The organism is Paraburkholderia agricolaris (genome assembly GCF_009455635.1).
In the GTDB taxonomy this organism is placed as follows: Bacteria; Pseudomonadota; Gammaproteobacteria; order Burkholderiales; family Burkholderiaceae; genus Paraburkholderia; species Paraburkholderia agricolaris.
In genome coordinates, this window is record NZ_QPER01000001.1 from 3,267,699 (window position 1) to 3,294,118 (window position 26,420).

General features: G+C 61.7%; 22 protein-coding genes. 7 read left to right on the plus strand and 15 right to left on the minus strand.

Translation table 11 applies throughout. The features are described from left to right. Positions 1 to 277: 277 nt before the first annotated feature. The 4 genes from cuyB to GH665_RS14360 form a co-directional block, all read right to left on the minus strand. Positions 278 to 1,780 carry a cysteate racemase gene (cuyB, locus tag GH665_RS14345; protein WP_153136413.1) on the minus strand — a complete coding sequence of 501 codons (1,503 nt, stop codon included), beginning with the start codon at positions 1,778 to 1,780 and terminating at the stop codon, positions 278 to 280. 105 nt (positions 1,781 to 1,885) lie between these two features. Next, positions 1,886 to 3,205 carry an MFS transporter gene (locus GH665_RS14350; protein ID WP_153136414.1) on the minus strand — a complete coding sequence of 440 codons (1,320 nt, stop codon included), beginning with the start codon at positions 3,203 to 3,205 and terminating at the stop codon, positions 1,886 to 1,888. A 76-nt stretch (positions 3,206 to 3,281) separates the two neighbouring features. Beyond that, positions 3,282 to 4,502: a CaiB/BaiF CoA transferase family protein gene (locus GH665_RS14355; protein ID WP_153136415.1), complete on the minus strand. Its 1,221-nt coding sequence runs from the start codon at positions 4,500 to 4,502 to the stop codon at positions 3,282 to 3,284. Next, entirely contained in the window at positions 4,499 to 6,265 is a 1,767-nt protein-coding gene (locus tag GH665_RS14360; protein WP_153136416.1) for an acyl-CoA dehydrogenase family protein, read from the minus strand. The genes GH665_RS14355 and GH665_RS14360 overlap by 4 nt, the downstream gene beginning before the upstream one ends. Before the next feature lie 110 nt (positions 6,266 to 6,375). Between GH665_RS14360 and GH665_RS14365 the strand changes: the two genes are divergently transcribed. Next, positions 6,376 to 7,248, plus strand: a complete 873-nt coding sequence (locus GH665_RS14365) for a LysR family transcriptional regulator (protein WP_153138470.1) — start codon at positions 6,376 to 6,378, stop codon at positions 7,246 to 7,248. A gap of 739 nt (positions 7,249 to 7,987) precedes the next feature. Here the strand turns inward: GH665_RS14365 and GH665_RS14370 are convergent. After that, positions 7,988 to 8,293 (minus strand): single-stranded DNA-binding protein, encoded by a 306-nt coding sequence (locus GH665_RS14370; protein ID WP_120348749.1) that lies wholly within the window; start codon positions 8,291 to 8,293, stop codon positions 7,988 to 7,990. A 154-nt stretch (positions 8,294 to 8,447) separates the two neighbouring features. Beyond that, positions 8,448 to 9,344, minus strand: a complete 897-nt coding sequence (locus tag GH665_RS14375; RefSeq protein ID WP_153136417.1) for a LysR family transcriptional regulator — start codon at positions 9,342 to 9,344, stop codon at positions 8,448 to 8,450. A 175-nt stretch (positions 9,345 to 9,519) separates the two neighbouring features. Between GH665_RS14375 and GH665_RS14380 the strand changes: the two genes are divergently transcribed. From GH665_RS14380 to GH665_RS14390, 3 genes are all read left to right on the plus strand, one after another. Then, positions 9,520 to 10,263 (plus strand): SDR family oxidoreductase, encoded by a 744-nt coding sequence (locus GH665_RS14380; RefSeq protein WP_153136418.1) that lies wholly within the window; start codon positions 9,520 to 9,522, stop codon positions 10,261 to 10,263. Positions 10,264 to 10,354: 91 nt separating this feature from the next. Beyond that, the gene (locus GH665_RS14385; protein WP_153136419.1) at positions 10,355 to 11,251 is read left to right on the plus strand and encodes an SDR family oxidoreductase; all 897 of its coding nucleotides are present in this window, start codon (positions 10,355 to 10,357) and stop codon (positions 11,249 to 11,251) included. 86 nt (positions 11,252 to 11,337) lie between these two features. Next, on the plus strand, positions 11,338 to 11,892 hold the full coding sequence (locus tag GH665_RS14390; protein ID WP_153136420.1) for a cyclic nucleotide-binding domain-containing protein: 555 nt from the start codon (positions 11,338 to 11,340) through the stop codon (positions 11,890 to 11,892). Between the two features lie 60 nt (positions 11,893 to 11,952). Here GH665_RS14390 and GH665_RS14395 read toward each other — a convergent pair whose 3' ends face one another. The 3 genes from GH665_RS14395 to GH665_RS14405 form a co-directional block, all read right to left on the minus strand. Continuing rightward, the gene (locus GH665_RS14395; protein ID WP_153136421.1) at positions 11,953 to 12,978 is read right to left on the minus strand and encodes an aldo/keto reductase; all 1,026 of its coding nucleotides are present in this window, start codon (positions 12,976 to 12,978) and stop codon (positions 11,953 to 11,955) included. A gap of 67 nt (positions 12,979 to 13,045) precedes the next feature. Then, the gene (locus GH665_RS14400) at positions 13,046 to 14,755 is read right to left on the minus strand and encodes a tetratricopeptide repeat protein (RefSeq protein ID WP_153136422.1); all 1,710 of its coding nucleotides are present in this window, start codon (positions 14,753 to 14,755) and stop codon (positions 13,046 to 13,048) included. Between the two features lie 203 nt (positions 14,756 to 14,958). Continuing rightward, a complete protein-coding gene (locus GH665_RS14405) occupies positions 14,959 to 15,507 on the minus strand; it encodes a DUF4142 domain-containing protein (RefSeq protein ID WP_153136423.1) in 549 nt (182 codons plus the stop codon). A 403-nt stretch (positions 15,508 to 15,910) separates the two neighbouring features. Between GH665_RS14405 and GH665_RS14410 the strand changes: the two genes are divergently transcribed. Together GH665_RS14410 and GH665_RS14415 are read left to right on the plus strand one after the other, a co-directional pair. Next, entirely contained in the window at positions 15,911 to 16,894 is a 984-nt protein-coding gene (locus tag GH665_RS14410) for a chemotaxis protein CheV (RefSeq protein ID WP_153136424.1), read from the plus strand. Positions 16,895 to 17,703: 809 nt separating this feature from the next. Next, positions 17,704 to 18,483, plus strand: coding sequence for a hypothetical protein (locus tag GH665_RS14415; RefSeq protein ID WP_153136425.1), 780 nt, complete (start codon positions 17,704 to 17,706; stop codon positions 18,481 to 18,483). A 30-nt stretch (positions 18,484 to 18,513) separates the two neighbouring features. On the opposite strand, the gene GH665_RS14420 is transcribed toward GH665_RS14415, so the two are convergent. Together GH665_RS14420 and GH665_RS14425 are read right to left on the minus strand one after the other, a co-directional pair. Then, a complete protein-coding gene (locus tag GH665_RS14420) occupies positions 18,514 to 19,623 on the minus strand; it encodes an asparaginase (protein WP_153136426.1) in 1,110 nt (369 codons plus the stop codon). A gap of 50 nt (positions 19,624 to 19,673) precedes the next feature. After that, the gene (locus GH665_RS14425) at positions 19,674 to 20,594 is read right to left on the minus strand and encodes a LysR family transcriptional regulator (protein WP_153136427.1); all 921 of its coding nucleotides are present in this window, start codon (positions 20,592 to 20,594) and stop codon (positions 19,674 to 19,676) included. A gap of 122 nt (positions 20,595 to 20,716) precedes the next feature. On the opposite strand from GH665_RS14425, the gene GH665_RS14430 reads away from it, so the two are divergent. Next, entirely contained in the window at positions 20,717 to 21,622 is a 906-nt protein-coding gene (locus tag GH665_RS14430; RefSeq protein WP_153136428.1) for a DMT family transporter, read from the plus strand. A 7-nt stretch (positions 21,623 to 21,629) separates the two neighbouring features. On the opposite strand, the gene GH665_RS14435 is transcribed toward GH665_RS14430, so the two are convergent. From GH665_RS14435 to GH665_RS14450, 4 genes are all read right to left on the minus strand, one after another. Further along, positions 21,630 to 22,253 (minus strand): pyridoxamine 5'-phosphate oxidase family protein, encoded by a 624-nt coding sequence (locus GH665_RS14435; protein ID WP_144195642.1) that lies wholly within the window; start codon positions 22,251 to 22,253, stop codon positions 21,630 to 21,632. Positions 22,254 to 22,410: 157 nt separating this feature from the next. Then, the gene (locus GH665_RS14440) at positions 22,411 to 23,676 is read right to left on the minus strand and encodes an MFS transporter (protein WP_153136429.1); all 1,266 of its coding nucleotides are present in this window, start codon (positions 23,674 to 23,676) and stop codon (positions 22,411 to 22,413) included. A gap of 130 nt (positions 23,677 to 23,806) precedes the next feature. Then, positions 23,807 to 24,925, minus strand: a complete 1,119-nt coding sequence (locus GH665_RS14445) for a DmpA family aminopeptidase (RefSeq protein WP_153136430.1) — start codon at positions 24,923 to 24,925, stop codon at positions 23,807 to 23,809. Between the two features lie 18 nt (positions 24,926 to 24,943). Then, positions 24,944 to 26,383, minus strand: coding sequence for an APC family permease (locus GH665_RS14450; protein ID WP_425496037.1), 1,440 nt, complete (start codon positions 26,381 to 26,383; stop codon positions 24,944 to 24,946). Between the last annotated feature and the right edge of the window lie 37 nt (positions 26,384 to 26,420).

Sequence of the window (26,420 nt, forward strand, 5' to 3'; positions counted from 1 at the left end):
AAGTTCGGGACACCCGGTTGGCGGAAGGACACGCCTGGAGGCCGGGTTATAGGGGGATACTATACTGTATATTTATACAGTTTTCCATGACGCGACACAGTTGCGCGGTGACCGCACCATAGGCCATGACCGGCGGCGCGAGGCACGCCCCGACCAGCCGGTCGGCAGGCGTTGAGCCGTTTCAGATGAGGCGCGCCGCGCACAGGAAATGGCGGCGGAAGGTCGGAATTGCAAGCTTTTCTGCGCGGCGCCGCGCGCGCATTCGTTCCAGCCGGGTTTAGCCAAAGACGCTTTCCACGCTATGGCGCCCCGCCGCCGGTGCCGCAGCGGCTTGCGTCGCTGGTGTCTCGCCGAGCGCATAAGCCACGCAGCGTTTTGCCAGCACGTCGGTCGGATCGACAAGCCGCACCACCGGCCGGCCGGGCCGCGCCAGCGTCGAACCGCGCAGCAGCAGCGGCAACTCGGTGCAGCCCAGCACGATGACCTGCACGCCTTGCGCGACCAGGTCATCCACCGCAGCGGCGACATCGTCGTCGCATTCGCCCGACAGGTATCCCGCCTTCGCACCGCCCGGTCCGTAAATCGCATTCATCAGGCGGGCCTGGGCGGCCTCGGCCGGCACTATCTGCACGAAGCCGCGCGCTGCGAGCGCCGTTTCGTAGACCCGGCTGGCCAGTGTGCCCGAGGTAGCCAGCACGCCGACTTCACGCACGCCTGGAAAAGCCTCGCGCAGATAATCGGCGGTGCAGGTCAGCATATTGACGATCGGAATGGTCAGCGACGGCTGAATCCGTTCCACGAATGCATGCGCCGTATTACACGGAATCGCGATGAGATCGGCGCCGCCCTCTTCGAGGGTCTTGCAGGCGGCGTAGAGCGCGAGCGTCGGATCGTCGCCGCCGCCGAGCAGCGCCTCGGTGCGATCGGGAATCTGCGGGTTCTGCTCGACCATGACCTTGATGTGATCCTGATCGCGCGCGGCCGGCGTATTGCGCACCAGTTTCGCCATGAAATCGACTGTCGCCGCCGGACCGACACCGCCCAGCACGCCTACCTTGAAGTGCCGCTCCGGCTGCGCATATTGCGCCGCCGCGACGTACCGCGCATAAACCAGATTGGTATCCACGAACGGCACTTCCAGCGTGCCGAGCACACGCGCCACCAGGGGGATTTCGGCGAGCCCGGGCACGATGATCTCCGCGCCTTGCGCAATGAGGTCCGCGCAGGCCGCGCGCAACAGCTCGACGGGCCGGCCGCTCAGATAACCGCTTTTGATACCGTCGTCGCCATACACGGCACTTGTGACGCGATCGCCGTCGTCGTCGTGACGCGGATACAGCAGGTCGAACCGGGCACTGTCGAAATGGCGTTCGAAGAGACCGTTGGAGCGGATCGTGTCGGAAGTCAGCACGCCAATGCGGCGCACCGACGGAAACGCTTGCCGCACATGCGCGACGAGCGCCGCCATGATGCTGGCGATCGGCAAGGACACGTTCGCCGAGAGCTCGTCGATGAAGGTGTGACTAAGAAAGCACGGCAAGACGATCGCGTCGACGCCGCGTTTCTCGAAGGTGCGGATCGTGTCGAACACGTGAATCTTGAACGGCGCGCTCGCCGCGCCTGGCGAAGCCGGTCCCGGCCATGCCTGCTGTTCGAGGACAAAGTCGAAAGGCTTGACCGTGCCGGGACGGCGCCAGGCGGTCATCATCCTGCTCAATACGTCGACGCTGGCGAGCGGCGACGCCCCGGTCACGACACCCAGCGAACGATGACGATACATGATGGCTTCCCCCGTCGTTTTTCAATTCGCCTTGATATTAGGACGCTTTTGGGGATTCCGGATGACGTTAACCACGAAATAGCGGGTTTATGCCTGGCCTCGCGCTCAAACCTCGGCCACTTCGACAACCCCTCGCGCCGTGCCTCGGTTACGGCGCTCCAGGGTACTGATGCAAACTAGCGAAACGCCGGCGAGACAGCTATAGAACACGGCCAACGGCCACCATGCGCCCGGATATCGATGCGCGAGCAACGTTCCGATCAAGGGTGTCAACCCGCCGGCCAGTGCGGCGCATACCTGGTAAGACAATGAAATCGCCGAATACCGGACTCTCACTGCAAATGCAGTCGACATAAACCCGGCCATCACCGCGTAAGAACTCGACATGCACATCACCGCCAGCGCGATGCCGATCACAATCGCGACCGGCCGCCCGGTCGATACCAGCGCGAACATCGGGTAAGGCGACAACATCGCCAACGCTGCCGCGCCCTTCAAAAACCTTCCAGTCCCGACGCGTTGTGCGAACCACCCCGAGCCCAGTTGCGTGAACAACTGAATGAACGCCACCACGAACAGACAATCGAGGATCAGCGAACGGTCGAGCCCAAGCGTCTGCGTCGTGTAATTCAGCATGAACGTATTGACGAACCACGCGCCGGCCACGCCGATCACGTTCGCGCCGAGACACAGCAACAGCGTGCGCCACGCGTCGCGCACCACCTCGGCGACCGGCAGCGCCGCCACTCGCCGCTGTGCTTTGAGCGCCTTGAATTCCGGCGATTCGTCGACGCCCGCGCGGATCAGCAGGCCGACCACCAGCAGCACCGCGCTTGCGAGAAACGGCAGACGCCAGCCCCAACTGAGAAACGCGTCCTTATCCATCGACGCCACCGCGCGAAACGCGAGCAGCGACAGGATCAAGCCCGCAGGACTGCCCAGTTGCGCGAACGAGGCGAAGAAAGTACGCCGTCCCTGCGGCGCATGTTCGCTTGCCATCAGCACCGCGCCGCCCCACTCGCCACCGATCGCGATGCCCTGCGCAACCCGCAGCAGCACCAGCAAAACCGGCGCCCATACGCCGGCGCTCGCATAGGTCGGCAGGAAACCGATACCGACCGTGCCGATGCCCATAATCGCCAGCGTAGCCACGAGCGCCTTCTTGCGGCCGATGCGGTCGCCAAGGTGGCCGAATACGAGGCCGCCGAACGGCCGCGCAAAAAAACCCACTGCGAAGGTGCCGAACGAAGCCAGCGTCGCGAAGAAAGGATCGCTACCCGGAAAGAACAGCTTGCCGAAAATCAGCGCGGATGCAGTAGCGTAGATATAAAAGTCGTACCATTCGATCGTAGTACCGACAAATGCCGCCGCTGCGGCACGGGTGGGTTGCCGCCCTGCGGCGAGGTCGTCTGGCTCTCGATTCATGTCTTTCGTCTCCAAGGTCTTTCTTCTGGATGGCGCGGCTTCTTTGTGCCGTCACCGGAACACTGCTTTCTTACGCTCAGGCTTTCAGTACGCCTGCTTCGAGCAAACGTTGCTGGGTTGCCTCATCGATGCCTAATGCGTCGAGTACCTTGCGTGTGTCGCCGCCCAGCGCCGGCGGCGCAGTGCGATACGTGGCCGGCGTGCGTGACAGTTTGATCGGCGACGCCGTGCCGCGATACTCGCCCATCTCGATCACCATGCCGCGATGCAATGTATGCGGATGATGCGCGACGACGTCGACGGTTTGCACCGGCCCGCACGGCACGCCTGCGTTGATCAACGCCTGCGCGAGCGGCTCGCAGTCGTGCGCGGCAAGCAGACTTTCCAGCGCGGCCTTGAGCGGCTCGCGATGCGCGCAGCGACTGCGGTTGTCCACGTAGCGCGGATCGTCCGCGAGTTGCGGTGCGCCGAGATGCGCGCATAGCCGTGCGAATTGCCGGTCGTTGCCGACGGCAAGAAAGATCGGTGCAGTCGCGGTGCGATAGCTGTCGTACGGCGTGATGTTCGGATGCGCGTTACCGCTGCGCTGCGGCGTACGGCCCGAGCCGAAATAGTTCGGCAAATGCGGATGCAGAAGCGACACGCCGCAGTCGTATAGCGCGATATCGATCGACTGACCGTGCCCGCTTTTCGCACGCTCGGCGAGCGCCAGCAGAATGCCGGCCAACGCATTCAAGCCCGTCACCATGTCGACGACCGGCAAGCCGACACGCGTGGCCGGTCCGTCGCGTTCACCGTTGACGCTCATCAAGCCGGTCATTGCCTGAATCGCGGCGTCGTAGCCGGGCAAGCCGCCGAGCGGGCCGTCTGGACCGAAACCCGATACCGCGCAGTGAATCAGCTTCGGGAAACGTTTACGCAGATCGCGCTCGTAGTCCATGCCCCAGCGCGCCAGCGTGCCGGGCTTGAAGTTTTCAACCAGCACGTCGGCGTCTTCGAGCAATTTCCACAGAATGTCGCGACCCTCTTCACACGACAGATCGACCGCGATGCCCTGTTTGTTACGGTTCACGCCGGCGAAGTACCACGCCGTATCACCGTAAAACGGCGGCCCCCAGCCGCGCGTTTCGTCGCCCCCGGGCGGTTCCAGTTTGATGACCTGGGCGCCGTGGTCGGCCAGCGCCTGCGTGCAATACGGACCGCCGAGTACGCGGCTGAGGTCGATGACCTTGATGCCTTGCAACGCACCTTGCGTGGTTTGCGTGCGCTGCGCGGTGTCGTTCACGGATGCGGTCATTGCGCACTCCCTGCCGGCAGCAGTTGCAGCGCCTGATCGAGCGTCACGGTGCGGGCGTTGACCAGCGCCTCGATGACGTCACCGCTATCCGACGCCGTTTGCACGTCGAGCGGATCGAACGGCAGCAACTTGTGGCGCAACACCAGATGACTCAGCGCGAGGCGCCGGAAATCCGGTGCGAGGCGCGTGCCTTCGCAAGCCATGAGTACCGCTGTGCTTGCGTGATACAAAGCCGTGGCCGCCTGCCTGACCGATTCATCGCGTCCGCACTCGGCAACGCTCAAGAGGGCATCGCAGGCGCGCGTCAAGGTGGCGCGAAGCACGCTGAGACTCGCGGCGGGTAATCCCGCGGCGCCGAGCAGATCCAGCAGGTACGCGCGCAGCGGTTCGAGCGCGCCGTCCCGTTTGGCCGCGCGCGCGACGTCGAGCGCGACGATGTTGCTGGTGCCTTCCCAGATCGAACCGAGATGCGCGTCGCGCACGAGACGCGCGTCGCTCCACTCCTCGATGTAACCGGTGCCGCCGCGTACTTCCATCGCGTCACCGGTCACGCGGCGTGCGTCGCGGCACGCGCGAAATTTGATCAATGGGGTGAGGATGCGCACACATTTCGCCGCCTGCCGATCGCCGGCGTCGGCTTTTTCAAGCAGCAGCGCGATCTGCATGAACATCGAGCGAGCCTGCTCCGCTGGCAGCATCATCTTGAGCAATTGCCGCTGCATCAGCGGCATATCGATCAGCTTGCGGCCGAACGCTTCGCGATTGCGCGCGATGTGCAGCGCCTCGGTCAGCGCGCGGCGCATCAGGCCTGCCGCCCGCACACCGTTAGACAGACGCGACATGTTGATCATGTCGGCCATCTGGTGAAAGCCGCGCCCCACTTCGCCGATCAGATGTGCGACGGCCCCTTCCAGCACGATCTCGCCGCTTGCCATCGAGCGGCTGCCGAGCTTGTCTTTCAGGCGTACGATCCGATAGCTGTTGCGCGAGCCGTCCGGCAAGGTCTTCGGCAACAGGAACAGCCCAAGGCCATGGATACCGGCGGGCGCATTGTCCACATGCGCGAGCACCATCGCGAGATCGGCGTCGGCATTCGAGCAGAACCATTTGTCGCCGTACAGACGCCACGCCTCTTCACCGTTCACGCCGGTTTCGCACGCGGCACGCGTCGCGATACGGGCCACGTCCGAGCCCGCCGCCTGTTCCGTCATGAACATCGCACCCTGAAACAGCGTGTCGAAATCACGCGATGCCAGCATCGGCAGAAATCGCGCGACCAGTTCGGGCGTGCCGAATTTGCGCAGCGTGCGCGTGAGTGAATCGGTCATGCTGACGGGACAACACAGACCGAATTCCGCCTGCACGAACAGGAACGTCAGCGCGTACTTGACCAGTGGCGGCGGCGTTTTCTTGCCTTCGCGCGTGTCATGGCTCATCGACGCCAGACCCAACTCCGAGTACGCGACACGTTCGAGCGCGACGTAATCGGGATGCTTGTCGATGCTTTGCAGCGCTTCGCCGCGCCGTGTGCGATGCCGCAATTGGGGTGGGTTTTTGTCGGCGGACAGTGCCCAGACATCGAGTTCGCCGGACGCTCGCTGACCTAGCGAAACGAGTTGGTTTTCGAGTTCCTGGTAGATCGTGTCGCCCAGATGCAGTTTGAGCAAACGGGCGAAGTCGGGGTCGCTGCTGAAGAAGTTGATGCCCCGGCTGTCGGGAATATTGGACGAGCCGTGTGCCGGCTGCGCGGTGATTTCGCTCATGCGTGTCTCCTTTGTGGAAGGAGCATAGGAGCGGCTTCGATAATCGTCTAATACAACTTATATCCGGTACGATAGACACAGATTATCGATCAAAAGAACTGGAGACAGCCGTGGACCTGAAGCAACTACGCTATTTCGTGGCGGTCGCCGAGGAATTGCATTTCGGCCGGGCGGCCAAGCGGCTGTTCATTTCGCAGCCGGCGCTCAGTTTCGACATCCGCAAGTTCGAGGACCAACTGGGTGTGCAACTGCTTGCGCGCACCAACAAGACGGTGGCGTTGACGAATGCCGGGCAGGTGCTGCTTGGCGAGGCGCGCCGCTTGTTGCTGCAGGCTGGCGAGGCCGAGCGCATTACGGTTCGATCGGCGCACGGATTGGCTGGCCGCTTGCGGATCGGTTTTGTGAATTCGATGCTGTATCGTGGCATGCCGCAGGCGGTGAGCCGTTTTGAGGCTGACTACCCGGGTGTCGAGATCGTGTTGAAGGAGATGAACACCAGTGAGCAGGTGCATGCGATCCAGCGGATGCAGATCGACATGGGTTGTGCGCATTGGGGCAATTTTCCGTCGGGTGTGATTTCCACGCCGATTTTTTCCGAGCCGTTTCTGTGTTGCCTGCCGGCGGATCATCCGTTGGCGCGCAAGCGCAAGGTCGATTTGCGGGCGTTGGCACAGGAGCCGTTTATTTTGTTTCCACGCACGGTATCGCCGCATTATCACGATTTGATTATTGCGCAGTGCGTGGGGGCGGGGTTTAGTCCGTTGATTCGCCATGAGGCGCGGTTATGGCAGACCGTTGTGACGATGGTCGGGTTTGGGATGGGGGTGGCGTTGGTGCCTTTTACCTTGCGGCAGGTGCAGGATCCAAGGGTGTGCTTTTTGCCCTTGCAGGGCGAGACGCTTTTGTCGCAGGTTTTGTTGTTGCGGCGGAGTGGCGACTCGGAGCCGGTCGCTGAGCGGTTTGTTGAGTATCTAGGGAAGTGACTTTCTTTTCGCCTGCCCGGCGGGAGGGGGCCTGCGCGGCGTTTTTTGTTGTCTGGTTCTTTGGCTTTGCTTTGTTCGTGGTCTGTTTGGGGTTGGTCTTTTGGCCTTTCCTTGCTTTGTTAATGGTCTATTAGCGTTGCCCCTGTGCGGGGCGGCACCTACTTCTCTTTGCCGCCGCAAAGAGAAGTAGGCAAGAGAAAGCGGCTCAAACCGCCAATTCTTAAGCGGGTTCCTCGCACAGCCACGGTAGTGGTGCATCTGGAATCCGTGCCCCCGCACACTCCGCGCCGTTGACAAAGGATTCATCAGCTCCCACTCCGCACTGCGTGCGTCGCGGACGGGTCTACCAGGGAAACCCCACCGATGCTTTGCATAACTGATGGTTTTTTGAACCGGGTATCGGCGCGCGCAGCGCCGCCGGAGGTATGACTGCCTTGTCACTAAAGCGGAATGTGCGAGGCGACGGATTCCAGATGCACCACTACCGTTACTGTGCGGGGGACCCGCTTAAGAATTAGCGGTTTGAGCCGCTTTCTCTTGCCTACTTCTCTTTGCGGCGGCAAAGAGAAGTAGGTGCCGCCCCGCACAGGGGCAACGCTAATAGACCGATAAGAGAGCAAGGAAAGGCCAAAAGACCAACCCCAAACAGACCACGAACAAAGCAAAGCCAAAGAGCCAGAGCAAACAACAAAAAGCGCCGCGAAGGCCCCCTCCTGCCGGGCAGGCAAAACCAAAACCTTTAACCCTCCCCCCGATACCCCACCAGCACTTTATGTGCAACCATATCCACTGCAGGCTTCACCAACCCATTCTTGTCAGTCCAAACCTTGGGCGTCAACGCCCCACTAAGCGCCACACTATCCGCATCACCCAGCGCCAGCAACGCCCCCTGCACTTCATCATCAAACGCAATCACATTGACGAAAATCGTATCGCCATCATTGGTGGTTGCCCGGACCTTGCAGGTCACAAACCGCTTGCCATTCTGCCCCGTGCGAATCTGCGCCTCACCGTACAAGCGCCCACCCACCAGCCCATCGATCATCGCCCTGCTCCTCTTATCCCATACCGTGCAACAAGCAATCCCGCTCAGCACGGCCCGTATGATCCCACGATACGCAGCGCATTACGCAAAACCATCAACCACTCGCGCAATAGCGCCATTGACCGCTCGCCTGTACCAACCCACGCGCTTGCCGCTAACCCGCTCCCGCCGCCTCAAAAATATCCCGCAACCACTGCGCAAAAACTCGCACCCGCGACGACAACTGGCGATTGTGCGGATACAGCACTGAAACCGGCATCAGCGGCGGTGGAAAGTCCGCAAGAATGATCTTCAGCCTCCCCGCCGCCAACTCACCCGCAACACGGTATTGCGGCACTTGCACAATGCCAAGACCCGCCACCGCCGAGCCCGTGTATAGATCGGCGCCCGTCACCGATACCGACGACGGCAAGTACATCGCCGTATCGCGGCCATCGACTCTGAATTCGAGCGGCACCGCCTTGCCAGTCGCGCTAGACAGATAATTGACCGCACGGTGCGCTGACAACGCCGCCGGATCGGCCGGTTCTCCGTATGCCGCCAGATAAGCCGGACTCGCCACCGTCACCTGCGGCAAATGCGCCACGCGCCGCCCCACCATCGACGAATCCTGCAGATTGCCCGCCCGCAACACGCAATCGATCCCCTCCCGCACCAGATCGACCAGCCGGTCGTCCTCGCCGATCATCAATTCGATGTCGGGAAACCGCGCAAGAAACGCGGGTAACGCCGGCACAACGAAATGCCGGGCCAGCGTGCCCTGCAAATTCACGCGCAAAAGGCCCTTCGGCGCGAGGTTGGAAAAAGAACCCTCCGCCTCCTCCATGTCGGCAATCAAGCGCACGCAGCGACGGTAATACGCCTCGCCGTCGTGCGTCAGGCGTACCGAGCGCGTGGTGCGCTCGAGAAGCCGCGCGCCAAGCCGCTGCTCCATGCGCTTCATCAGATTGGTAACGGTGGCGCGCGGAATCTGCAGGTCGTCCGAAGCGCGCGTAAAGCTTTGCCGCTCGGCAATCCGGATGAACACGCGCATTTCCTCGAAACGATCCATGGTCAATGCCTTTGTGCCGGGCCGGCGATCCGGCTGGCTGCCAGCCGTCGCCCATAGCCTGCCAATCAATTGTTAAAGCAAATGGAATGATTATGGCAAGTCTAACCCGATTATCTCAGTGACGAAAGCGACCATGATTCGTTTCACCAACCCACCACCCAGAAGGAAACGAATCATGAACACGATCAAAAACGCTCGAGTCGCCATCGTTACCGGTGCATCCCGTGGCATCGGCGCAGCCGTTGCACAACGCCTCGCCAACGACGGCTTCGCGGTCGCCGTCAACTACGCATCGAGCTCATCGGAGGCCGATGCGCTGGTCGCGCAACTCACGGCGGCGGGCACCAGGGCCACCGCGGTGAAGGCCGACGTGGCGAACGCCGACGACGTACGCCGCATGTTCGAGATCACCGAACAGCAACTCGGCAAAGTGGACGTACTGATCAACAACGCCGGCGTACTCAAGACCCTGCCGCTCGCCGACACCAGCGACACGCTCTACGACCAGACGTTCGACATCAACGTACGCGGCACCTTCAATACCCTGCGCGAAGCGGCCGCGCGGATGAATAACGGCGGACGCATCGTCAACTTCTCAAGCACGACGCTGGCGCTGAACATGCCGGGCTACGCGATCTACAACGGCACCAAAGCCGCCGTCGAAGCCTTCACACACGTGTTCGCCAAGGAATTGCGCGGCCGCAACATCACCGTCAACGCAGTGGCGCCCGGCCCGATCGCGACCTCGCTGTTCCTCGACGGCAAGACCGAAGAACAGATCCAGACCTTCGCGAAGATGCCGCCGCTGCAACGCCTCGGCCAGCCTGACGACATCGCCTCGGTAGTGTCGTTTCTCGCCGGTCCGGATGCAGGCTGGGTCAATGGCCAGATCCTGCGCGCCAATGGCGGTGTGGCCTAACCCCGCCTGAAAACGCGTAAAGCGCGTAAAGCGCCGTGCTCACAGCACGTTTAAACGCCATATCACTTTCACGAACGAATCGGAGAGGATCATGCAAAAGAACATCATTCTGGTGACGGGCGCCGGCACGGGCATCGGCAAACTCACTGCGCAATCGTTGGCCGAAGCCGGCCATATCGTCTACGCAACGATGCGCGATGTCGAAGGACGCAACAAGCCGCGCGCCGACGAAATGCGCACGCTCGCCAAAGCGAAGAACATCCAGTTGCATCCGCTCGAACTCGATGTGCTGTCGCAAGAATCCGCCGATGCCGCCGCAGCGACAATCATCCGTGAACACGGACGGCTCGACGTCGTGATGCAAAACGCGGGACATCTGGTGGTCGGTCCGAGTGAAGCATTCACGCCCGAAGAAATGGTGAAGGTGTTCGACACCAACCTGTTTGGCGCGCAACGTGTGAACCGCGCGGTGCTGCCGTATCTGCGCCAGCAGGAAGCCGGTCTGATGTTATGGATCAGCAGCACGACCACCAAGGGCGGCTTTCCTCCGTTCCTCGGCCCTTACGGGGCGGCAAAAGCCGCGATGGATTCTCTCGCGGTCACTCTAGCCTACGAAATCGCGCGCTTCGGTATCGAAACCTCGATCGTGGTGCCGGGCGCATTCACGCGCGGCACCGCACACTTTCCGAACGCCGGGAAACCCGCCGATACGCAACGCGCCGCCGCGTATGCACGCTATGACGGCGTGATGGATCAGATCGGCGAACGTCTGTCCTATCTCACACCGGACAACGCCGATCCGCAAGCCGTAGCCGATGAAATCGTGCGAATCGTCGCCTTGCCTTCGGGGCAGCGGCCGATGCGCTCGGTAATCGATTTCGTCGGTGACGGTGCGCGTGAAGTGCTCGAAGTCTCGGAGCGCGTGCGCATCGAGTTCGCCAGGCGGATCGGCATGGGCGATCTGCTCGAAGCGAACATCAAGCGTTAATCAGGCATGACCGCGCGGAACGCCAAGGGCCGTTGAACCGGCCTGGCGTCCCGCCGCGCCTCTTTCGTTTTTAACCCCACACGCTCATGAAACCCTCAATCCTGGTCGCCTGCGCCGTGTTGCTGCCGTTTCTGATCGCCGCCTGCGATGCAAAACCACCGTCGCCGGACGCACCCGCCGCCACGTGGAGTACGAATATGAAACCCTCTGTGACATACCTTCATTTATTGAAGCACACGCCCTTTTTCACAAGCCTGACGACCGAACAACTGCGCTGGGTGATTGCTCATTCGCATGAATGGGAAGCGCGATCCGGCACGCTAGTCACACAGTGCGACGGCAATGCACACGGTGCCGCAAGTGACCACGGCATGTGGATTCTTCTGGACGGCGGTTGGCAAATCGAATATCGCCAGCAGTCGTATCCGGCCGGTCATGCGAGCGCAGGGAAATGGTTCAGCGCGACAGTGACCGATCAACCTTGCCGCCTCGTCACGACCGAACACAGCTATGTGATGAAGATCGAACGCGCCGACTTCGACGCCATGCTCGAACAAGGTTTCGCATTCGACTCGCATCTCGATGCGGGGTGCCGCTATTACAGCGAACTGTTCACTGCTCCGGCCGACCTCGTTAAGTAGAGGGCGAACCGGAGCGGGTTGTTACTCTGTCTATGCTGCGCAAACCCCAACGAAGCGCACTTAAACCGCCGTCGGATTACGCTCCGCAAATCCTTCCTGATGCCAGTACGGATACGCCGGACGCACAGCGCTGGCAGCATCGAGTTTCGCCACCTGTTCGGGTGTCAGATTCCAGCCCACTGCGCCCAGGTTCTGCCGCAACTGCTCTTCGTTGCGCGCGCCGATCAGCACCGTCGATACGGTAGGCCGCTGCAGCAGCCAGTTCAACGCAATTTGCGGCACGGTCTTGCCGGTTTCGGCCGCAATCTCGTCGATTGCATCGAGCACGCGGAACAGATATTCGTTCGGCACCGGTGGCCCCATGTCGGCAGTTTTATGCAGGCGGCTCGTTTCCGGCAACGGTTGGCCGCGTTTGATCTTGCCGGTGAGACGCCCCCAGCCTAGCGGACTCCACACCACCGCGCCCACGCCCTGATCGACGCCGAGCGGCATCAACTCCCATTCGTAATCGCGGCCGATCAGCGAATAATAAGTCTGATTCGCGACATAGCGCGGATAGCCATAACGGTCCGCGGTGTCCTGCGACTTCATCAGATGCCAGCCGGAGAAATTCGACACCCCGGTGTAGCGGATCTTGCCGGCGCGCACGAGATCGTCGAGCGTCGACATGACTTCGACAATCGGCGTCTTCGCGTCGAAACCGTGCAACTGGAACAGATCGATGTAATCGGTTTGCAGGCGTTTGAGCGCAGCGTCTACCGCCTGAATCAGATGAAAGCGCGACGAGCCGACATTGTTCGGACCGTCGTCGAAACGGAAGGTCGCCTTGGTCGAGATGATCGCTTTGTCGCGCTTGCCCTTGAGTGCTTCACCGAGCACCGCTTCGGAAGCGCCGCTCGAATAGATGTCCGCGCTGTCGAACATCGTGACGCCCGCATCGAAACAGATGTCGATCAGGCGACGCGCTTCGGCCACGTCTGTGGCGCCCCACGCCTGAAAAAATTCACCCTTGCCGCCGAATGTGCCGGTGCCGAAACTCAGGACCGGCACCTTGAAACCGGATGCACCCAGATGTCTGTATTCCATTGCTGAATCTCCGTGACCTAGCCGTCGATAAAGGGACATTCAGTCTACGCGTGTCTGGGAAAACGCGTCAGCTAGCGCTCAACCCGACCAGCGCGTCACGCACGTTTCGAATCACGCTGTCCCAATCACCCAGTGCCGGTTGCCGGAACAATTTCGCTTGCGCATACCAGGGCGTATCGGTGCGCTCCAGCATCCAGCGCCAGCATGTGTCGAAGCGGTTCAGAATCCATACCGGCTTATCCAGCGCACCGGCCAGATGCGCGGTAGACGTATCCACCGATATCACCAGATCGAGGTTTGCCACCAGCGCCGCCGTGTCGGCGAAGTCGTCGAGTTCCTCGGTGTAATCGATCACGTTGAGGTGCGAGTCGTCGTGTTGCAATTGCCGCGCCGCCGGTCCTTTTTGCAGACTGAAGAACCGCACGTTCGGCACATCGAGAATCGGTGCGAGCCGTTCGAACGTAATCGAACGCCGCGCGTCGTTCTTGCGGAGCTCGGCGACATGCGGCCGGTTTCCGCCAGCCCAGACGAGCCCTACTTTCAGGCACTTTTGCGCCGGCGCGGCGATACGTTCATGCCACTCGCGGCTTGCTTGCGGGTCGGCGAACAGATAAGGCGTCTTCGACGGAATACTCGCGAGATCGGTCTTGCACGCGAGCGGCAAACTCAGCAGAGGACAGTGGCAATCGAACGGCGGCAATGCGTGGCCCGCTTCGATCAGCTGGTCCACACCGTCGAGCGTGGACATGAGCCGCATCAACTCGCGCGGTACTTCCAGCACGACCTTTGCGCCGAGCTTCGACACCGTTTCGGCATAGCGGCAAAACTGCAGCGTGTCGCCCAGACCTTGCTCGGCGTGCAGCAGAATGGTTTTTCCGTCGATGGAAAAATCGCCGAGCCACAGCGGTTGTGCAAAGGTGCGCCGGCTTGCCTTGATCCGGCTACGCTCCCAGCGCCATTCGTACTCTGCCCACCCTGCTTTCAGTTGTCCTAGTTGCAGCAGACACAACGACCGGTTCCAATGGGTCTCGGCAGCGGCCGAATTCACGGCCAGTGCGCGCTCATAGCTCTGCAGCGCTTGCGCGTGCTCATTGAGATCGACCTGAGTCAGGCCGAGGTTATTCCACGCGTCGGCAAACGTCGGGGCGAGTTCGAGCGCGCGCTGATAGCTTGCCCGTGCTTCGTGCGGCTGGTTGAGATCGCTCAACGCATTACCGCGATTGCTCCATGCGTCGGGATAGCCCGGCTGCAAGGCGAGCGCGTGATCGCAACTCGCGAGGGCATCGGCGGCCCGGCCCAGATCGCGCAGCACGCAGGCGCGATTGTTCCAGGCGGGTGCGAAATCCGGCGCCAACGCGAGCGCGCGATCAAAGCTGTTGAGTGCTTCGAGCGGCAAATTCAGACCGGCTTGCGCATTACCGCGATTGTTGAGTGCGTCCGGGAATCCGGACTGCAAGGCAAGCGCGCGATCGGCACTCGCCAGTGCTTCGTCGAAACGTTGCAACACATTGAGCGCATAGGCGAGATTCGAATGAAGGGGCGCTTGCTTCGCATTGACGGCGAGCGCCTTTTTCAGGAATTCGATGCCCTCTTGTACACGCCCCGCTTGCAGCGCGAGCGAACCCAATAATTGCAGCGCGTCGAAATGGCGTGGCCTGAGTTCAAGGATCTCACGATAGAGTTCTTCGGCCTCGGTCAATGCGCCGTTCTGCTGTAGCGCGACGGCTTGCCGAAGCATATGGTCCAACTGTTGCGGAAGATTGGCAGGCTTGCCCATGCGGTGAGCTTTGATTGAATGCGCGTGAAATCGGGAAATTGCTGTCGATCTGACTGAGTCATGCCGGGAGGCACGCAGCCTGAGCGAAAGAACGAAGCCGATTATCGCCGAAAAGAACGCATTCGGCCTGCTGCGCGCGTCACGCCGCAACGTGACGCGCGTTTGATGCCGCAAACTATGCGGGGTTGTGACCGGCGTGCGGCTTACTGGGCGAAATGTTTGCGTTTGGCGAGATCCTGGGCCATCGCGTAGTGCTCCTGGATGGTCGGCAGTGCCTTCTTCGCTACGTCCTTCAGCTGTTCGTCACGGCCGGAGGCGATTTCAGCCTGGAATGCCGACAGTGCTTTCTGTTCGCCGGCGAGCGCGACCTGCTCGATGTAGGTCTTGTCGAAGTCGGCGCCACGCAGGTTGTTGATGCTCGCGAGCACCGCTGCATTCGGATCGTTCTTCGGCACGTCGACGCCACGCGGGCTTGCGGCGCGCAGCGCGTCCGAGATTTTCGCGTTGTCGTTCGACACGCGTTCGGCGAATGCCTTCACGTCGCGGTCGGTGGAGCGCGAGGTGGCGATGCGTGCGGCATCGCGCTGCGTGGAGACCGCCGCGGTGGCGTCGGTAATGAAGGCCTGATCGGCGGCATGAATACGCGCGGTGTCCGGCGCTGCCGGCGCGGTCTGTGCATGGGCTGCGGTAGCGACGATCATAAGACTGGCCATGCAGGCGCTGGTGAGGGTGGCGAGAGGCAAGCGGATCATACGTTCTCCTTGTAGTGGAAGCGAAACGACGGCGATACGCGTGCGCCTCGGCCATTGCGTGCGATTGCATTGCTAGCTTGCAAGTCGCTTGCGATTGACTAACGGCGCCGCGCTCTTATCGCTGTGCATTCTAGGAGGCGCATTACCGGGCATGTGCAACCACGCTGTCGCTTCTGTAACGTTAGGTAACCTTCATACAAATTACCTGGCTTTGCCGTAAGGCCGCGGCTCCCTTCCGGTTCCGAAGATCGACCGGGTGTTAACCAGAACGCATCGGTAAACCGCCTGAATTCACTGAATTTTCCTGTCGGTGCGCCGATAACGAAAAGATAGGGCACGCGCCAGGGCCGAACCGACGGTATGCATGGCGCACCACTCGCACCGCAATCCCCGGAGAGTTTCAATGGCAGTCGATCACCGCGTGAACAACGAACGCAGCAACCTGACGAGTTCCAACAAGTTCGAGTTGTTGCTGTACCGGCTGGGCTCTGTTCCTGGCAGCGACGCACATGAGCTTTACGGCATCAACGTCTTCAAGGTGCGTGAAATATCGACGATGCCACCGGTGACGCCGATTGCGGGGTCGTCGCCGTATGTCATGGGGGCGGTGGATATCCGCGGGCAGATTATTCCCGTGATCGATTTGCCGCGCCTGATGGGGTGTGAGCCGACGCGCGGCTTGAACATCTTGCTGGTGACGGAATTCGCGCGTTCGACGCAGGCATTTGCGGTCGAGGAAGTGGATGACATTGTGCGGCTCGAGTGGAATCAGGTGTTGTCTGCCGAAGGCGCGGCCGGTGGCAATCTGGTGACGAGCATTGCGCGGATTGACGGCAACACGGGCGACTCACGACTTGCCCAGGTGATCGACGTGGAGCAGGTATTGCGCGACGTGTTTCCGTCACAGCATCCGAGCGTCGACCCGACCTCTGTGGGCGAAGCGCTTGGCATCCGCCGGGGCGCGAAGATTCTCGCCGCTGACGATTCCGGTTTTGCGCGCAAGCTGATTGAGCAGGCGTTGAGCGCGATCGGCGCGGACTATGTGATGACCAAGACTGGCGAAGAGGCGTGGCATACCTTGCAGCAGGTTGCGCGTGAAGCGCAGGCTACCGGTGCGAGGGCGAAGGACAGTATTGCGCTGGTGTTGACCGATCTCGAGATGCCGGAGATGGATGGGTTTATGTTGACTCGTCAGATCAAGGCTGACGAGCGGACCCGGGATATTCCGGTGATTATTCATTCGTCTTTGACAGGCGCGGCTAATGAGGCGCATGTGAAGAATGCTGGCGCGAATGGGTATGTGGCGAAGTTTGCAGCCGCTGAGCTGGCTGATGCTATTCGTAATGCGTTGGGGGGGGTGCCTGCGGCGGAGGGGGTTGTTGGTTAAGGCGGTTTTTGCCTGCCTCGGCGGAGGGGCCTTCGCGGCGCTTTTTTGTTGTTTGGTCTGGGTCTTTGGCGTTGTCTTGCTGTGTGTTCTTGGTCTGGTCTGGGGTTGGTCTTTTGGCCTTTCCTTGCTTTCTTATCGGTCTATTAGCGTTGCCCCTGTGCGGGGCGGCACCTACTTCTCTTTGCCGCCGCAAAGAGAAGTAGGCAAGAGAAAGCGGCTCAAACCGCTAATTCTTAAGCGGGTCCCCTGGCTTGGAGGGGGTAGCGGTGCATCTGGAATCTGTCGCCTCGCACATTCGGCGCTAGTGACAAGGCAGTCATACCTCCGGCGGCGCTGCGCGCGCCGGTGCCCCGATCCAAAAAACGATCAGTCATGCAAAGCATCAGCCAGGTTTCCCAGGCAGACCCGTCCGCGACGCACGTAGTGCGGAGTGGGAGCTGATGAGTCCTTTGTCAACGGTGCGGAGTGTGCGGGGGCACGGATTCCAGATGCACCACTACCGTGGCTGTGCGGGGGGCCCGCTTAAGAATTAGCGGTTTGAGCCGCTTTCTTTTGCCTACTTTTCTTTGCGGCAGGCAAAGAAAAGTAGGTGCCCCCCCGCACAGGGGGAACGCTAATAGACCACTAACAAAACAAGGAAAGGCCAAAAGACCAACACCAGAAACAGACCACGAACACAGCCAGGCAACGCCAAAAAGAACCAGACCAACAAAAAGCGCCGCGAAGGCCCCCACCTGCCGGGCAGGCAAAAACCCAATTTCTATGTGACCATACCCAAACCCAACCCTGCACGGAGTGCAAACAAGAAAATGCTACAACCTGACCCACTCCACCCCCTGCGCCCCTTCCTGAAAAACTACGTGTGGGAACACGGCCACATCGGCACTCGCTACCTGAACTGCGCCACCGGCGAAATCAGCTTCGATGACGGCAAAAAATCCCGCTTCGCAGCAGAAAAATACCTCTACATCCCGCTAGATAAAAACGCCCCCGACGACCCGCTGGCCACCGGTCCATCAACCCAGGACGCGGCCCTCGCCCGCTTCCTCCGCGCAGCGCAACTCGGCAAACCCGAAGAGGCCGGCTCCGCCGCGGAAGTCCAACGCGCCGTTCACGATTGCGTCGACCTGGCAATCTTCAGCGCCTATCAGCACGACGCGCTGCAAGCAGTCGACCATTACACCCAGGAAGCCATGTTCGACGACGAAATCCGCGCGGCGCTCGTCAGCGATATTCGAAAGGTCTATGGGCCCATGCGCGAACAACTCGCTCTCTACGACTTCACCGTGCTGCATGGCCTGCCCACCCCGCTTCTCTTCAGCGACACACCTTTCATCGACTGGCGCATACGCGTCAAGCCAGCCATGCCGTTCGTCTCGCTGCCCCTCGGACCCTACGCATTGCTGGTCGGCACACCATCTGGCAGAACCAGCCGCGCGGCGCCCGTCGCGTGGAAAACCGCCGTGTCGATGGGCGCGCTAAAGGATCACAATCGCCTGATGGTCGAACGCGCCCGTCTGTGGATCGTCGCCACCAGCGACGATCAACTGGTGTCCATACAGGATCGCTTCAAGAAAGACGACGCATAAGCAGCGTCGTCCTCCCAGCCCTCACGACCCTCACGCCTCGCGGCGTGCATGCGCTGCGAGGTCAAACGAAAATGCCAGATGGCCGATTTCGATGCCCATGGTGTTGAACATCGGCGGCGCATGGAACGCGCTCAATTGCGCACGCTGTTCAGCGCTGCCGATATCGAGCCGCGCAAGCAGTTCGGCAACGGTCGCATACAACACGCCGATGTTGCCGTCCTCCACTTTCACCGCGATACCGAGCGCACCGTCTGCGCCAAGCCGCGCTGTCTGCCGCGAAGCCCGCACACCGATCGCATAGCTGCCGTCGGCGCCGACCTTGCCGATCAGCGCGCCGTCGAATGTCCGCATCAACGTGGTGCAGAAGCGCCCCTCGCCGCCCACCCACTCCGGATGCGCCGCCATCGCCCGGTAGATGCGCGCGAGCGCAACGGTGCGTGGCGAAATCGCAGAAGGGGTGCCCGCAGAAGCGGCGGCGGACGCCGATATCTCATCCTCCGCGGCCGCAAGCTTCGCGAACAGCCGGGCAAGACGGTCAAGGGCAAATGCCGGCGTCGGCAGATTGCAACCGTCGATCGACCATTGCACCCCGTCGTCCGGCAAGTCGCACACCTCGGCGACGGTGTGCTTCACGCGCACCTGCAACGGATGCTCCGGCAGTTCATAACCCGCTATCGCCGCGCCGATCGAACGCGCGCCGGCCAGCATGCCGGCGTGCTTGCCCGAACAGTTGCTGCACACAGCGTCCGGTTTGAAGTCGCGCTTTAACCAGTCGACATACACGGCGTCGGACAACGGGGGATGGCCGCCGCAACGCAGGTCGGCTTCGCTAACCTGCACCTTGGCCAGCATCTGCCGCGTGCGTTCGATGTGCCGCGGCTCGCTGCTATGCGACGCACACATGAGCGCAAGATCGGCTTCGTCGAAGCCGAAGCGTTCGAGCGCGCCGGTTTCCAGCACCGCCAGAGCCTGGGCGGGCTTTGCCGCGGAGCGCACCAGCGTGATGCGCGACGGGTCGCCAAATGAATACAGCAGACGGCCGTCGGCCTGAACCACCGCAACATGGACGATATGGGTGTTCTCGATCGCTTCGCCACGATAGACAGTCGCCGCGATCGGCCCGGTTTCACGCAAGCTCATGTTCGTTCTCCTCCTGATCGCCTCTGTTGTTGCGATCGCTATGAATGGTGTTATGAAGCTTCGTGTAATTGCGCGACAAGGTAATCGATCAGCACTCTCACCTTCGGCGGCAAGAAACGGTTCGGCGGATATAGCAGCCACACCGACCCTACGTAAGCGCGTGCTTCGAGATTCCAGTCTGGCAGCACCTGCACGAGTTCGCCGCTTTGCAGTGCCTCGGTGGCCGCAAACTCAGGCAGATTGGCAATGCCGAAATCCTGCTGCGCGGCCTCGAGCCTTGCGCCGGCATGATTGGCAATGTAGCGCCCTTTCACGTCCACAGTTTGCGTCTCCGTGCCGCGACGAAAACGCCAGCGGTTGTCGTCGGCAGTTTCGCCCAGATAGATGCAATCGTGCTTGAGAAGATCGCGCGGTTGCACCGGCGTGCCGCGCTCACGCACGTAAGCCGGCGATGCAACCAGCAGCCAGCGCACCCTGCCCAGCCTGCGCCCCGCGAGCCCTTGCGGTGGATGCCCGGTCAAACGGATCACCAGATCGACGTCGTCGGCAAGCGGATCGACATCGTGGTCGGTGAAAAGCAGTTGCAGATCGACTTCGCCATAGGCGCGCAGAAAGCCGGGAATCAACGGGTGAATCACCGTCTTCGCAAACGCGGTCGGCGCGCTCACGCGCACCTTGCCTTGCGGTCGGTCGGCCAGTTGCCCCGCGGCATCCACCGCGCCCGATGCCGCGCTCACCATGTCCCGGCAAAAACGCGCCACCTGGGCACCCGATTCGGTGACCCGTACCGTGCGCGTGGACCGTTCCAGCAGGCGTGTCGCCAGGGCGTCTTCGAGGCGCTTGATCTGACGGCTGACCGTGGACGGCGTGCTGCCGAGCTGACGCGCGGCCACTGAAAAGTTGCCGGCATCGACAACGCGCGCGAAAACCGCCATATCCGGCAGCAAAGCGAAAAGGTCGGTTGGGTTCATTGTCGGACGCTCGCGGCTTGAGCCTATTTATGCATCTTCAACACAAATGATATGCACAGCAACCCGATTATCGCTTTCTATACAAAGTTCGACAATACGCGTTCATCTGTCCGAGGTCCGCCATGTCGAAACAAGAACGTCTGCTTCTGCTCTCCGATCTGATGCTGCTCGCGGTCGCAGTGGTCTGGGGCACCAGTTACGGCGTCGTCAAAAGCGCCCTGGTGTTCTACCCGGTGCTGGGCTTGCTGGCGATGCGCTTCGGCATCACTTTCGTGATCCTGTCGCCCACCTTGCGTCACTTACGCGCTGCCGATGCCCGCACGCTGCGCGGCGTGCTGATCGCGGGCGCCCTGCTGCTCGGCATCTTTCTGTGCGAGACCTTCGGCATTCTGCTCACGCGTGCGGCCAATGCGGCGTTTCTGATCAGCCTGTGCGTGGTGCTGACGCCGCTCGTCGAATGGTGGATGCTCAAGCGCACGCCGAGCCGCATCGAATGGGGGGCGGTCGGGCTGTCGCTGCTGGGTGCCTGGTTGCTGGCGGGGGAGGGGGCACTGAGTTTCAATCCCGGCGACGCGCTGATTCTGCTCGCCGCGCTGCTGCGCGCGCTGAATGTGTGCGTGACCAAGCGCGTGATGCGCGACTCGGCGTTACCGCCTTTGTCGGTGACGGCGGTTCAGTCGGGCGTGGTCGCGTTCGGCAGCGCGGCGGTTGCGCTGTTGTTTGCGCCGCAACAGTGGCAACCGGTGCCGTCGCTCGCCGGGCATGCGGTGTTCTGGGGCTACATCGGCTATCTGGTGATAGCGTGCACACTGTTCGCGTTCTTCGCGCAAAACTTCGCGATCAAACGCAGCAGCCCGACGCGCGTGTCCTTGCTGATGGGGAGCGAACCCGCGTTCGGTGCGCTGTTCGCGTGCCTCTGGCTAGGTGAACGGATTTCAACGGCAGCGTGGATCGGCGGTGCCTTGATCGTCGTGGCGTCGATTCTTGCCACGGTGCGATGGACGGCGCTGCGGGTGAGCGCCGCCTAAGCTCAAATCATGCGCGCGATGCCGCCCGTAATCGCGCGATTTCGGCTTCCAGCGTCTCGATGCGCCGGTCCCGTTCCGCCAGCGCGGCAGCCACGTCCGCGGCTTCGAACCGCTGCGGAATATGTTGCGGACAGTTCATATCCCACGCGCTGACGGTCATCACGATCACCCGTTCGCCGCGCGCTTTATAGCCCTGTGGCATCAGTCTGGCCAGCAGCTCCGGATCGTCTTCGACCACGCGCGCGTTGCCCCATAGCTTGATGCGGCGCCGGCGCGCATAGTCGATCAGGAAGAGATACGCCTTCGGGTTGTCGGCGAGATTGCCCAGCGTGATGTACTGGCGATTGCCGGCGAAATCGGCGAACGCGATTGTGTGGTCGTCGAGTACGCGCAGAAAACCCGCAGGGCCGCCGCGATGCTGAATATAGGGCTGGCCTTCTTCATTCGCGGTGGCAAAAAATACGCTCGTCTGCTGCTCGATGAAGCCTGCGACATCCGGCGTGATGCGCGTTTCCCAGCCGCGTTCGCTTTCCATGCGCGCATACGCATCACGCGAACCATGGCGTGCCTGGATCGCCTTCACCGTCGGCGTGAAGGCGATGTCGCTCGGGTACGGGTGTGTGTAGTTCATTGAACGGCTCCTGTCTCGCGGATCAGCCCGCAGGTTGCACGTTCAAAGTTACCGGCTTCCATCTTTAAAGAGAACCCGGTGAAATCGGAAACCAGACTTTCAAAAATCGAGAAGATGACACGGCGTCCCGTTGAAAGCGAAACGCCGTGCACCTCTGTCAATGGCTCGGCACCAAAGCCTCCTCCTCCCGTTCAAGCGAGCGGGTTCGCTTGAGTTCCGGAAAGAATCGCATCCACAACAAGGCGACGGCGATCGTTGCGATGCCGCCTACCAGAACGGCCGGCTGCGCGCCCCACCACCCTGCCGTCACACCCGATTCGAATTCGCCAAGTTGATTCGACGTCCCTATGAAAAGCGAGTTGACCGCGCTGACACGGCCCAGCATTTCGTCCGGCGTACGCAGTTGCACGAGCGACAGGCGCACCACGACGCTGATCGTGTCCGACGCACCCAGCACCATCAGCGCGAAGAATGACAGGAAGAACTGGTGCGACAGACCGAATACGATCGTGGCGGCGCCAAACGCAATCACGCCGCCGAACATCGCAGCGCCGGGCCGGTTGCGCAGCGGGAAATGTGCGAGCCAGATGGTGCCCGCGAGTGCGCCGATCGCGGTGCCCGAGCGCAACAGGCCGAGACCAAGCGGTCCGGCATGCAGGATGTCGCGAGCGAAGACCGGCAACAGCGCCGTCGCGCCGCCGAACAGGACCGCGAACAGATCGAGCGACAGTGCGCCGAGGATTACGGGTTCTTTGCGAATAAAAGCGATACCCGAGAACACCGACTCGAGCGTCACCGGCGCGCGGCTTGCCAACTTCGCCTGCAATGGGATGGCCCACACCGAGGCAGCGGCGGCCGCGAACGACAGCGTGCATGCAAGGTAAGCCGCACCGGGGCCGATGCCGTAAAGCAGACCGCCCAATGCCGGACCCGCGATCTGCGCGGACTGGTTGGCGGAAGTGGCCCATGCCGTCGCTTTGGGCAATTGCGCGCGCGGCACGACGCCTGGCAACAGCGAAGCGACCGCGGGGGACTCGAAGGCGCGAGCCGCACCCACGCATGCGGCCAGTACATAGATAACCGGCGCGCTGATCCAGCCGCCGAAGGTGCCGACGGCGAACAACAATGCAGCGACGCTTTCAAGGCTTTGACAGATGGCGGCGATCCGGCGACGGTCGTAGCGATCGGCAACATGGCCGACCACGAGCGTCAGCACGAACATCGGCAGGAATTGGGCGAGGCCGACGAGGCCCAGTGCGAAGGCGCTATGCGTTAGCGCGTAGATATGCCAGCCCATTGCGACGGCGAGCATCTGGAACGACAGCGACGAGAGGATACGGGTACACCAGAAACGCTGAAACGGAGGATGCTTTGGCAAACTGAAACTAGAGTCGCCGACGGAATCGGCCGGAGGTCGGGGCATGGGTTGCTTGCTCTCTACTAAGCTGGCTGGGGCGGCAGCTAGTTTAGAGCAAGTTTATTTATTTTGTTTTTACACTTACGCAGTGCTTTCTTTTTGTAAGGCCGAGGGGTCGGCCTTAGCCCGATACGGTTCACCGATTCTGGCTGTCAGGCCTCCATCCCACCTTGCGAAGCGCAGAAAGTAAACGTTCGGAGCCGATCGCCTCCACGCGGGCGCCGCGTGTGCTCATATCCGTCGCGGCTAGCAGCGCATTGACGATGGCTTCTTCAACGGCTTCTGCCGCGGCCGAAAACAACGCGGACATGTGATCGTTATTCACCATCTCCACGGCCGTGGTGGGCTTGCCGACGCGCCCGTAGCTCGCCGCCGGCAGATTCGAATTCCCGACTGAGAAGGCCACGAATATATCGCCGCTGGAATCTTCCGTGCCCCCACCCATGCGCGCAATTCCTACGCTCGCCCGCTGCGCGAGGCGCGTGCACTGATGCGGCAGCAAAGGCGCATCCGTTGCGAGCGTCACGGCAATCGAGCCCATGCCCGGCTCCCCGGTGCGCCCTCCTTCGGTTTGCCTGAAAGGCGAATGTACCTCCCCGAGCACTTCGCCCACCGGATACCCCGCCACCCGCAGCGCGTCGCGCCGGCCATAGTTCGCCTGCACCAGCGCCCCAACAGTCCAGCCTCCTTCGGCGGGTTTCAACACCCGCGATGCCGTGCCGATCCCCCCTTTGAACTCGTGGCAGATCATCCCCGTGCCACCGCCTACGTTCCCCTCCCTCACCTCGCCCGTGCGCGCCTCGGCTCGCGCTCGCTGCACGTGGTCCGCGGTGACATGCTGCCCCCAGACATCATTGAGCAGTCCGTCGTAGGTCTCGAGCACGACCGGCATGCACCAGTACACGTCGCCGTTGGTTTCATTCCGCTCCGCCGCGACCAGCGCGTCGCGCACCACGCCAACACTATGCGTGTTGGTGTACGCGATCGGTGTCGTCAGCAGACCCGCCTCGCGTATCCACTCGAGGCCGGTTGCGTCGCCATTACCGTTCAGAATGTGACATCCCGCAAAGCACGGCGCCATGCGCGCACTGCCCGCGCGTGGTTCGATGATGGTCACGCCGGTGTGGGTCGACGCCTCTCCCGCTTCCACATTCAACGTGTGATGCCCGACACGAACGCCGGCGACATCGGTAATCGCATTGAAACGCCCTGGTGTGCCGCGTCCGATACGGATGCCGAGTTCCCTTGTACGCATTGCCTGTTTTCCTTAGATTCAAAGTTCGCGAAACGTCACGCTATGACGTGCCCACGCCGCATACATCGCGAGCGCCAACACCAACAATCCACCAATGATGTACAGATCCGTCGGCTTGGCCGCGCTCTGCATTGTCGTATACAACGTGTAGGTTGCGCCGACGATCGCCACCAGCGGCGGCAGCGGCCACAACGGCATCCGGTAGTGATGCTCGACATCGCGCCGCACCACGCGGCTCGCCAGCGCCGCCACCGCGATCACGATGTAGATCACCAGCAGCAGGTCGACCGTGAACGCGGTCAGTTCATCCAGGCTCGATACGAAAAGCAGCAGCGCGGACGGAATCGCCAGCGTCAACGTGGCGAGCCAGGGCGAATCGAAGCGCGGATGAATGCGCGTGAAGGCGTGGTTGCAACCGCGCACCCACAGTGCGTGGCGGCCACTGCTATACAGCAGACGTCCCACCTGAATCACGATGGCGATAATCGCGTTGAATACCGACAGGAAAATCCCCGCGCTCACCACGCGCATGATGACCGGGCTGCTGAGTTCGCGGACCACGTAACCAATCGGATCCGCGCTCTTCGACATATCGATCAGTGAGGGCGCGCCGAGCACGATCGCCGTCAACGGGATCAATTCGATCAGCAGGATGACCAGCAACGAGTACATGACGGCTTTCGCGACACTGCGATTGCCCCCTTCGAGGTCCTCAGCGAGAAACACCGCGGCGCCGAAACCGTTGTAGCAAAAGATCGCTGTGCCCACTGCCGGGATGATCGCGGCGGCAGTCGCGGCAATCAGCGTGCCATTGCTCGCGACCTGAGGATGAACCAACGCGCCAAAGGCACGATGCGGCTCTGAAAACCCCAGATAGGCAATCAGGAGAAGCACCAGCACTTCGACCGTCAGGAACGCGCCGGTGATCCACGCGTTGGTCTTGATGTTGAGAATGCCGAGCACGTAACTGAGTACGACGATCGCGAGCGCGACGGACTGATTGCTGAAGCTCGTGCCGAGGGCATTGTTCAGATATGGCGCCGCGCCGCTCGCCAGCACGGCAGGGATGAACACACTGACAGCCAGCACCGCGATGAAGGTCAGATAGCCCGGCAGCGCACCGAACACCCGTTTCGCCATCACGTACTCGCCACCGGCGCTGCGATGCGCCGCGCTCAATTCCGCATAGCACAACGCGAAAGCCAGCGCGAGCACGCCGCCTAACAGGAACGACAATACCGCCCCGCTGCCCGCCTGCTGGATCGCAAACGGCGCGATCACGAAGATGGAACTGGCGGGCGTCACCCCCGATACGGTAATCATCACCACATCCCGCACGCTGAGCGACTGCTTCAGCGCGCTGGACGTGCCCAGCCCCGCGGAGACGGCCTGCGCCGCAACCGATGTTTCCGTGATCGCCATCTTCATCTCCTTTGCAATGTTTTTTTCAACGTCCATACTTGAGCACCGTTCGGCGGAGTGTAAGAAGTCAATT

Excerpts from the sequence above, each read along its gene's own strand:
- cuyB (WP_153136413.1), bottom strand. The coding sequence starts at position 1,780 with ATGTATCGTCATCGTTCGCTGGGTGTCGTGACCGGGGCGTCGCCGCTC.
- GH665_RS14350 (WP_153136414.1), bottom strand. The coding sequence starts at position 3,205 with ATGAATCGAGAGCCAGACGACCTCGCCGCAGGGCGGCAACCCACCCGT.
- GH665_RS14355 (WP_153136415.1), bottom strand. The coding sequence starts at position 4,502 with ATGACCGCATCCGTGAACGACACCGCGCAGCGCACGCAAACCACGCAA.
- GH665_RS14360 (WP_153136416.1), bottom strand. The coding sequence starts at position 6,265 with ATGAGCGAAATCACCGCGCAGCCGGCACACGGCTCGTCCAATATTCCC.
- GH665_RS14370 (WP_120348749.1), bottom strand. The coding sequence starts at position 8,293 with ATGATCGATGGGCTGGTGGGTGGGCGCTTGTACGGTGAGGCGCAGATT.
- GH665_RS14375 (WP_153136417.1), bottom strand. The coding sequence starts at position 9,344 with ATGGATCGTTTCGAGGAAATGCGCGTGTTCATCCGGATTGCCGAGCGG.
- GH665_RS14380 (WP_153136418.1), top strand. The coding sequence starts at position 9,520 with ATGAACACGATCAAAAACGCTCGAGTCGCCATCGTTACCGGTGCATCC.
- GH665_RS14385 (WP_153136419.1), top strand. The coding sequence starts at position 10,355 with ATGCAAAAGAACATCATTCTGGTGACGGGCGCCGGCACGGGCATCGGC.
- GH665_RS14390 (WP_153136420.1), top strand. The coding sequence starts at position 11,338 with ATGAAACCCTCAATCCTGGTCGCCTGCGCCGTGTTGCTGCCGTTTCTG.
- GH665_RS14395 (WP_153136421.1), bottom strand. The coding sequence starts at position 12,978 with ATGGAATACAGACATCTGGGTGCATCCGGTTTCAAGGTGCCGGTCCTG.
- GH665_RS14400 (WP_153136422.1), bottom strand. The coding sequence starts at position 14,755 with ATGGGCAAGCCTGCCAATCTTCCGCAACAGTTGGACCATATGCTTCGG.
- GH665_RS14405 (WP_153136423.1), bottom strand. The coding sequence starts at position 15,507 with ATGATCCGCTTGCCTCTCGCCACCCTCACCAGCGCCTGCATGGCCAGT.
- GH665_RS14410 (WP_153136424.1), top strand. The coding sequence starts at position 15,911 with ATGGCAGTCGATCACCGCGTGAACAACGAACGCAGCAACCTGACGAGT.
- GH665_RS14415 (WP_153136425.1), top strand. The coding sequence starts at position 17,704 with ATGCTACAACCTGACCCACTCCACCCCCTGCGCCCCTTCCTGAAAAAC.
- GH665_RS14420 (WP_153136426.1), bottom strand. The coding sequence starts at position 19,623 with ATGAGCTTGCGTGAAACCGGGCCGATCGCGGCGACTGTCTATCGTGGC.
- GH665_RS14425 (WP_153136427.1), bottom strand. The coding sequence starts at position 20,594 with ATGAACCCAACCGACCTTTTCGCTTTGCTGCCGGATATGGCGGTTTTC.
- GH665_RS14430 (WP_153136428.1), top strand. The coding sequence starts at position 20,717 with ATGTCGAAACAAGAACGTCTGCTTCTGCTCTCCGATCTGATGCTGCTC.
- GH665_RS14435 (WP_144195642.1), bottom strand. The coding sequence starts at position 22,253 with ATGAACTACACACACCCGTACCCGAGCGACATCGCCTTCACGCCGACG.
- GH665_RS14440 (WP_153136429.1), bottom strand. The coding sequence starts at position 23,676 with ATGCCCCGACCTCCGGCCGATTCCGTCGGCGACTCTAGTTTCAGTTTG.
- GH665_RS14445 (WP_153136430.1), bottom strand. The coding sequence starts at position 24,925 with ATGCGTACAAGGGAACTCGGCATCCGTATCGGACGCGGCACACCAGGG.
- GH665_RS14450 (WP_425496037.1), bottom strand. The coding sequence starts at position 26,383 with ATGGACGTTGAAAAAAACATTGCAAAGGAGATGAAGATGGCGATCACG.